This window comes from Umezawaea sp. NPDC059074 (assembly GCF_042738955.1).
In the GTDB taxonomy this organism is placed as follows: Bacteria; Actinomycetota; Actinomycetes; order Mycobacteriales; family Pseudonocardiaceae; genus Umezawaea.
Genome location: NZ_JBHYHC010000242.1, coordinates 1 through 7,594 on the forward strand (window position 1 = coordinate 1; position 7,594 = coordinate 7,594).

Here is a 7,594-nt window from a genome sequence, read left to right on the forward strand (position 1 = left end):
CGGTCCACAACGAGGGCACGGGCGGGTTCGCAGGCCTGCTGACCGGCATCGCCCGCCGGACCGGCGTGTCCGGCTACCCCGGCGACGGCACCCAGCGCTGGCCCGCCGTGCACGCGCTCGACGCGGCGGTCCTCTTCCGCCTCGCCCTGGAGCAGGCGGAAGCGGGCACCTCCTGGCACGCCGTGGCCGACGAGGGCGACCAGGTGCGCGACATCGCCGCCGTCATCGGCCGCCGACTGGGCCTCCCGGTCGAGCCGGTGTCCCCGGAGACCTACGGCCCGCTCGGCCCGATCTTCGCCACCGACCAGCCCGCCTCCAGCGCCCACACCCGCCAGGCCCTCGACTGGACCCCGAAGCACCCGAGTCTGCTGGAGGACCTGGAAACCCTCCAGCCCTGATCGCCCACGCCTTACTCGGTCAGGGAAGCCACCTCCATCAACACCTCCGATGCCAAGACCGGCCCCAGATCGGCGAAGCTCGACCGCCCGACGAGGCAGACCTCACCCAGGGTCTGCGGCCCGAACTCGTCGGGCACGCCGATCACGATCCCCGGACTCAGGGACACCTCGATCGAGCCCCCACCGGGCAACGGGCGGGTGATCTCGTGCTCGATGCCCGCGTCCATCGGCGCGCCGCGCTCCCACGCGCCCTTGGTCAACCGCAACAGCCTGCCCACTTCCACCTCGACCCCCTTGACCCGGTCCACCACCCGCGACGACAGTTCGGCCTCGGCGAACCGGAACACCGGCCGTTCCACCTGCGCGAACGGCTGGAGGATCTCGTAGTCGGCGAACACCACCGCCCACGCCGCCACGGCCTCACCCAGGTGCACCGGATGCGCCACACCAACAGCAGCGTCATCCGGCAGGACGAAGGTGTCGTCGTGCACGTCCGCGAAGCTGTCGTCCTCAGCCACCCGGAACGAACCCCCGGCATCGGTGACCCACACCAGCCGCCGGACCAGGTGCCGCAGCAACGGATGCCCGACCAGCAAGGCCCGGAACTCCGCGGCAGGCCACCGGCGTTCCACCACCATCGACCGTTCCAAGCGAACGACCTGATCCCCCGCGATCGTCCGCACGTCCTTCTTCACCTGCCCGAACCGCTTGTGCTCCGCCGAAGCCCCCTCGCCGTCCTTCGCCCCCGGCTTCGGCAGGTCCTTGAGCCGACGACCCGACTCGTCCAGCACGAACGGCTTCAACTGCTCGTCGAACCCGATCGTGAACCGCCGCGTCCCGTAGTCGATCGTCGCCTTCGCGGCGTCGTCCAGACCGAAATCGGGCACCAGCCGATCGCCCAACTCCTCGGCGGTCAACCCCATCCCGGCCGCGACCTCTTCGATCTTCTCCCGCGCCCGCTGCTTGATCCCGCCGAACTTCACCCGCTGCGCGATGCTGTTCAACGCCCCCAAGGCCGTGTCCGTGCCGATCGCCGCCAACACGTCCAGCCCCGTCACGGCCCGCGCGTGCTGCGCCTCCCCCGGCCACGCGCGGATCAGCGGCACCAGCCCACGGGCCGCCTCGTCGTCGCCCAGCAGACCGAGCGAGGTGAACACCCAGCCGTCCTTGGACGGCATCCCGTTGGTGCGCCACACCTCGAACAGCTCCCACGCGAACCGGGCCAGCGACTCCTCGTCGCACGCCGAACGCACGTCCTCCGCACGCCCCAACGCCAGCAGGCCGAGCAGGGTGCCGACAGCGGTGGCGGGCAACGCCTGCCTCGTCCCGCGCAGGAGCACCGGTGGCAGCACGCCGGGGTCGAGCCACTTACCGATCGTCGGGGCTTTCACCGGTGGCGTCACGTCCACCGCGAGCAGGTCGGCGACCACCTTCTCCACCTCGGGCCCGTACTCGCGCGCCGCGACCACGGCCTGCTCCGGGATCACCCGCAGCGCCGTCTCCGCGGCCCTCCGTGCCGCGCCCACCGGCCCCACCGCGTCCGGCACCAGGAACCGGGCCGCGGACTCGGAGTGGCGACTCAGCCACGTGAGGCAGACGTCGCGGGCCGACTTCAGCTTCACCAGCCACTGCGCCACCAGCCGCGCGGTCTCCAGCGACACCAGCGGGAGCACGAGTTCCTTGCCCAACTTCAACGTCACCGCCGACGCCAACGCGGGCGCCATGGCGTCCACCTCGAACCGCGCCACCACCCGCTTGACGATGAAGTGCGCCATGTCCGGGAACGCGCGGTTCCACTCCGGCACGAGCGGCCGGAGTTCGGCCTCCGGTCCGCCGAGGAACAGCCCGATCACCCGTTCGTAGTCGAGGTCCCCGGCGCGGAACAGCTCGATCAGCGACCCCCAGTCGTCCGACCGGTAGGGCAGGGAACCCGGCGTGCCCCACGCTGCCCGCTCGTCGGGTTCCCACTCCACCGTGCGGTGGTCCGGCGCGGCGAGTCCCTTGAGCACCAAGGGTTTCGCGGGCTTGGGCCGCTCCTCGGCCCACGGCGGGGTGACCAGGATCGCGGGCAGCGCACCGACCGGTGCCTCCTCGACACCGACGCGCGCGGCCCGCACCTCCTCCACGAGCGCCCGCACGTCCTCGGGCAGGACCACGCGGTCGGCCAGATCGGGGTGGCTCTTGAGGTGCCGTTCCAGCAGCGGCCTGACCTGGGGGCTCGTGGCCGCCGCGAACCTCTCCAGCGCCACTACCGGGAAGCGACGGGCCATGCCGAGCACGGCGGCCTGCGCCCGCTTGACCTTCAGCCGGGCCAACAGCGCGTCGAACGCGTCAGCCGTCGGGAACTCGGCCAGCGCCTCCACGACCAGGTCCCGGAAGTCGCCGTCCAGATCCAGGTCCAACACCGGCGCGAGCACCGCCACGACGTCGGGGCCGAGCCCGTCCACCAGGGTGCTCAACGCGCCCCGGTCGTTGAGGTACCGCTCCATCCCGGTGACGGCCAACGCCCGCCGCACCTGCGCGACCGTGCCGAAGCAGTACGTCAGCACCCCGTACGTCAGCCCGCGCAGGTACGACGGGATGGTCGTCCGCTCGACCTCATCCAACGCCTCGTCCACCCAGTCCCGCCGGTCGGGGAACAGGTACGCGGCGGCCAGCAGCGACCGGAGGTCGGTGCGGCGCTCCCCCACGGCCACCACGGCGGCCTCGTGCTCCTCGTCCGACGCCGCCGCCAGCAGCGCCCGCACCCGCCGCACGCTGCCGATGTCGAACCGGTACTCCAGCGCCACCCGCCGCAGGTGGAGCGGCACCTTCCCGTAGTCGTTGCGGTGCACCTCGACGCAGTGCGTCTCGACGGCCGCGCAGGCGGCGAACGGCAGCCCGCGCTCCTCCACCCACGCGTCGGCCGCCACCGCCTCGGACCCGAGCACCACTGCCGTCACCGCCGCGCCGAGCGGCGAAACCCCGCCCGCCAGGTGCGCACGGGCCGCGGCGACCAACTCCTGATCGCTCTCCACGGCGGCCAGGACGGCTTCCACCTCCGGCAACCGCTCGGCCACCGTCGCGCGCACCCGCTCCACCGCGCCGACCAGGACCACCGCGTCACTCCGCAAACCACCGCCACGCCGCACATGCACGTGCGGACGCCACTCGGCGGGCATGGTGAAGACGGGCACGCTCACGTACCCCTCCTCCTTCTTCGCCGCGATCGACTCGTCGACGTGCGCGGACGCGGCGGCCTCGGAGTCGAATGATGTCGTCGAGGACCGGTCTTCCATGCTCAACTGTCCACTTCGGACCGTCACGTCAAGCTCCTCACTCGGTTCGGTGCCGCGGACCCTAGTGCGAGGGTCCGACAGAACCGCGCCTGCCGAGCAGTTCGACGGTCGCCTGGTGCTGGAAGCGCCGCGCCCAGTCCAGCGGCGTCGCGTCGAACCGCTGGTCGCGGAGTTCCGGGTCGGCCCCCAGGTCGAGCAGCCGCCGGGTGAGGTCGACGTCGCCGTTGCCCGCGCTGTGGTGCAACGCGGTCTCCCACGGTTGCTCGACCGGCGCGTCAGCGCGCCCGTACGCGTTCACGTCGAAACCCAGTTCCACGAGCAGTTCCACCGTCTCGACCGACGCGCTGGCCGCGGCCCACACGACGAGCCCCGGACGGTCGTGCCTGGCTCCCTCGACGACGTCGGGACGGCCCTCCCGGACCCGCTCCACCGCCGCCCGGTCCGCGCGGAACACCGCGGCGATCAGGTCGCGCACGGGATCCTCGGGAGGCTGTGGCGCGCCCGCCGCGAGGAGGTGGTCGGCGATCTCGGAGCCACCGGTGAGCAGTGCCAGGTCGACGGGCGTCCGGCCGTCGCCGGGACTCCACACGGGCCCGTCCCCCTCGAACGGCGAGCGGAAGTCGACGCCGTGCTCCACCAGCAGCCGCACCCTGGCGGGTTGGTGGTGCTCGATGGCCCAACGCAGCTGCACGCGCAGCAGCCGTTCGGGCGAGGCCGACTCCGGGATCCGCGCGCGCCACGGACCGCCGTCGCCGGTGCCGAGCCCGTACTCGAACAACAGCTCCAGGTGGGAGTCGTCCGGCGCGAACATCCGGTTGTACAAGGTTTGAGCGTCGTTGGGGTCGGCTCCCGCGTCCAGCAGCAGTGTCGCCAGCTCCCGCCAGTGCGGGTGGCGGGGTTGGCGGCGCGCGCCCGACTCCCCGTGCCCGAACACCCCGGTCAGCACGGTGAACGGCGACGGCAGGGCGTCGAACAGGTAGCCGTCGTTGGGATCCGCGCCCGCGTCGAGCAGCAGCCGGGCGACCGCGAGCACCCGGTCGACCGGCACTTCCGGGTCGACCCGCGAGTAGGCGAGGTGGAACAGCGGCCGCCACCCCAGCGGCCCACCCCGTTCGACGGCCCGCTCCGGCCGTTCGGCCAGCAACCTGCCGACGGCGTCCGGATCCGCGGCCGTCGCGGCGGCGAAGACGTTCCCCGACAGGAGATCGGGGTGCTCGGCAGGCAGTCGCCGCGCCAGCGCCCACCGCTCCGGCCCGTCCTCGCCGCTGTACGTCAGGCACCCGAGGCGGCAGAACTCCTCGGCCGGGTCGGCCGCGGCCACCGCTCCGAGCCTGGTCTCCCAGCCGTGCTCGGCCACGGTCTCCAGGTAGCGCAGGAGCCGGGACCAGCTCGCGAACCCGTACTCGCGGGCGACCACCAGCTGCGCCGTGCTGAGCCGGAGCCCGTCGGGCACCGCGCCGGGGTGGTGGAGGGCCAGCCGCGAGAGCGCTCGGGGTTCACCCGCCCGAACGGCCCGTTGCAGGGCACGCGCCTGCCTGCGGAAGCTGTCGAGGTGGGGACGGTCGGGCAGGTCAAGGGTCGGCACAGCGATCTCCTCTCGAACGCCCGATGTCCGCGTGGTCGGGCCGAAAGGAGAGCGAATGCGACAGGGAACTGCACGCACCAGGTGGGCTGAGCCCATTCCCGCGGACCGGTGGCTTCCTGGCAGCCACGGCCACCTTAAGCCAGTCGCCGGACGGCCGCATCCCGAAATCGAGAACGGTCAGCGGCCCTGGTCCGCCGCGGGCCTGCGGTACGCGCCGTACCACCAGATCCAGCCGAGCTCACGGGCGAACGCGGCGTCCCCGCCGCCGTCGTCGACCTCGATGTGCCGGGCGATGGCCTGCGCGCCGCCCCACACGATCACCCGGCTCGCGGCGACCACGTCCACGTCCGCCGGGGTGTCGCCGCCGCGCTGCTGCTCGACCAGGGTCCGCAGGACGGCCTCGTCGAACCCCTCCAGGTCGGCCGCGTAGAAGTCCCGCACCGCCGTGTCGTAGCTCGACACCTCGCGCAGGGCCGCGAGCAGCGGCCCGTTCGCCCGGTGCGCCGCGATCATCTCCACGAAGAACCGCGCGTACCGGTCCGCCCCGTCCTCGCCCGCTCCCGGATCCCACGACCGCGCCATCCGCAGCAGCTGTTCCCGCAGGTCGCCGGTGAGCCGGGTGATCAGCTCGGTCTTGTCCCGGAAGTGGCTGTAGAACGTGGCGCGGGCGACGCCCGCCTCGGCGATGATCCGCTGGACGCTCAACTCGGTGAACCGCTCGCCCTGGTCGAGCAGGCGCCGGGTGGCCTCCAGGATGTGGACCTCGCTCGCCGACGGTCCCGCGGGGGACCTGGACCCGCGCGTGATCGACGCCATCGTCCTCCTCCACCCCGTCGGCGACACTCCGCGGCAGAGCCACGCCCGGCGAGCCTACCGGCCGGACGTCACGCCGACAGCACCGTCGAGCGCAGGCCCGTCGACCGCAGCAGCGGCAGCAGGTGGGGGCGGTCGGCGAACACGTCCACGGCTCCGGGCGCGTTCGCGTAGCGGAGCATGGCCTGGCAGACGTCGGCGAAGGGCTGTTCGCGGATGGTGCGGACGACCATGTTCATCGTCGTCGCGTCGGACACGGCGACCGCCTCGCCCCACTGGGCCAGGACGAGCGTCATCGTGTCGTACGCGGTCTGCCTGCCGCGGGTGAGCGTGTCGCGGTTCAGGCCGCACACGGCGATCGTGGTCGCACCCCGCTCGGTCAGCGGCGCGTAGCGGCCGACGCTCAACGACAGCACGAGGTGGTCGAACGGGTCGTCGCGGGTCGGGTCCAGGATCAGCGGGACGCCCTCGTCGTCGACCGGGAACAGGTCGCGCTTGAAGTGGCTGTTGCAGCGCGAGCACGCCAGCAGGTGGTTGAGCCAGGTGAACGCCAGCAGCGGGGCCAGCGCGAGCGGCTGGTAGTGGTCGATGTCCGTGCCCTCGTTGTCGCCGCAGTACATGCAGCGGTCGTGCCCCGCGGCGAACCGGGCCAGTTCGACCCGCAGGTCGGCGTGCACGGCGCGCCGCCCCTTCCACAGCCTGCGCGCCTCGGTGACCCTGGACCTCGGCGTCGCCTTCGCGCCGATGAGGTCGGTCAGGGTCTCCAGGGTGTCCTGGAGCGCCGCCGGGACGGCGGGGCGGTGGAGCCTGATCACCGCTCGTCCGGCGAGGTCGACGTCACCCGCGCGGCCACCTCGCCGACCCTGGCGACCGGCGAGCTGGTCAACCGGGACTTGAGCGCCTGGTAACGGCCGCGCTCCTCGTCGTCGGCGGTGCCCGCCAGGACGGAGACCTCCAGGCGGACCAGCTCGTCGCGCAGCGCGATCGCCCGCGGCGAGTACGCGGTGTCCAGCCCGAACAACGCCGAGAGCACGGCGTCGTCGCCGCTGCCGTAGACCACGCGCTCCCACAGCGGCTCCCCCACGGTCTGCGGCGGCGCCTGCTCGTCCGGGCCGGGCAGCCGGATCAGCCCGGACGCGTCGGCGGACTGGCAGATGTACGGGCTGTGCGTGGTGACGATGAACTGGATGGCCGGGAAGTGCGACTTGAGCCACTCCCCGATGCGCTTCTGCCACGACACGTGCAGGTGCGCGTCGACCTCGTCGATGATCACCACGCCCGGCGTCTCCACCACCGGCACGTCGTCCACCTCGACCAGGTGCAGTTCGCCGTAGGCCTCGTGCAGCTGCTTGAGCAGGTCCACCACCAGCGCGACCACGGTCCGGTAGCCGTCGCTCATCTCGCGCAGCGGGAACCGGTGCGAGCGGCTGTGCACCCACAGGCCCTCGGAGTCGACCGACTCGATGCGGTGGTCGCCGGGCAGGAGGCCGTCGCCGAGGATCGTCAGCGCGACCTGCTTG

At 72.6% G+C, this 7,594-nt stretch carries 5 protein-coding genes and 1 pseudogene; 1 reads left to right on the forward strand and 5 read right to left on the reverse strand.

Annotation, left to right across the window (positions count from 1 at the left end):
- Positions 1-398: pseudogene (locus ACFWW9_RS45190) on the forward strand (3-beta hydroxysteroid dehydrogenase); the annotation flags it as partial.
- An 11-nt stretch (positions 399-409) separates the two neighbouring features.
- On the opposite strand, the gene ACFWW9_RS45195 reads toward ACFWW9_RS45190, so the two are convergent.
- From ACFWW9_RS45195 to ACFWW9_RS45215, 5 genes are all read right to left on the reverse strand, one after another.
- Positions 410-3,703 carry a DUF4132 domain-containing protein gene (locus ACFWW9_RS45195; RefSeq protein WP_390389680.1) on the reverse strand — a complete coding sequence of 1,098 codons (3,294 nt, stop codon included), beginning with the start codon at positions 3,701-3,703 and terminating at the stop codon, positions 410-412.
- Positions 3,704-3,737: 34 nt separating this feature from the next.
- Entirely contained in the window at positions 3,738-5,261 is a 1,524-nt protein-coding gene (locus ACFWW9_RS45200; protein ID WP_390389682.1) for an ankyrin repeat domain-containing protein, read from the reverse strand.
- 177 nt (positions 5,262-5,438) lie between these two features.
- A complete protein-coding gene (locus ACFWW9_RS45205) occupies positions 5,439-6,077 on the reverse strand; it encodes a TetR/AcrR family transcriptional regulator (protein ID WP_390389684.1) in 639 nt (212 codons plus the stop codon).
- 68 nt (positions 6,078-6,145) lie between these two features.
- Positions 6,146-6,889 (reverse strand): HNH endonuclease, encoded by a 744-nt coding sequence (locus ACFWW9_RS45210; RefSeq protein ID WP_390389686.1) that lies wholly within the window; start codon positions 6,887-6,889, stop codon positions 6,146-6,148.
- On the reverse strand, positions 6,886-7,594 hold a 709-nt coding region (locus tag ACFWW9_RS45215; RefSeq protein WP_390389687.1), incomplete at its 5' end, for an AAA family ATPase. The genes ACFWW9_RS45210 and ACFWW9_RS45215, both read right to left, overlap by 4 nt.

Excerpts from the sequence above, each read along its gene's own strand:
- ACFWW9_RS45205 (WP_390389684.1), bottom strand. The coding sequence starts at position 6,077 with ATGGCGTCGATCACGCGCGGGTCCAGGTCCCCCGCGGGACCGTCGGCG.